The sequence below is a fragment of the Methylobacterium sp. WL69 genome (assembly GCF_008039485.1).
Classification (GTDB): Bacteria; Pseudomonadota; Alphaproteobacteria; order Rhizobiales; family Beijerinckiaceae; genus Methylobacterium.
The window spans coordinates 1-439 of sequence record NZ_VRUZ01000217.1 but is presented as its reverse complement, the minus strand read 5'-3'; the positions used below and the strand labels follow the sequence as shown (position 1 = coordinate 439).

Below are 439 nucleotides of genomic sequence, written 5' to 3'. Positions count from 1 at the left end.
GGCCAACCGCGTCGGAACAGGCCCCGTCGGGGCGGGGCGCGGCCGCCGCGGCCGGGGTGGCGGAGCTCGCCGCCGGAATCGTCCGCGCGGCCGGGGAGACCGGGCGTGCGCAGGACGGCGTTCGGGGACTGCCGGTCGGGGGCGTCCTCGGCCAGGGCCTCCCGTCTGAGGGCATCCCGGCCCAGGGCGGCCCCGGGTCGCCGGGCGTCGTCGAGGCCCGCCCCCAGGTAACGGTCCTCCAGCAGGAAACCCACTTCGCACCGGTCAAGCCGAGGCTGGTCTCCGGTCAGGCCGCCGCGATCCCGGCCGCCACGAACCCGGCGGTCGCAGGGCTCGCCGGCGCCCCGGCCTCCATCGCCGCCGCACCGGCCCTGGCTGCCGCGACGGAGGCTCCGCGCGACGGAACGTCGCCCCGGGACGTCGCGCCCGTCGCCGGCCC

General features: G+C 80.4%; 1 pseudogene. It reads left to right on the top strand.

Annotation, left to right across the window (positions count from 1 at the left end):
* Positions 1-439 (top strand): annotated as a pseudogene (locus tag FV218_RS22985) (hypothetical protein); the annotation flags it as partial.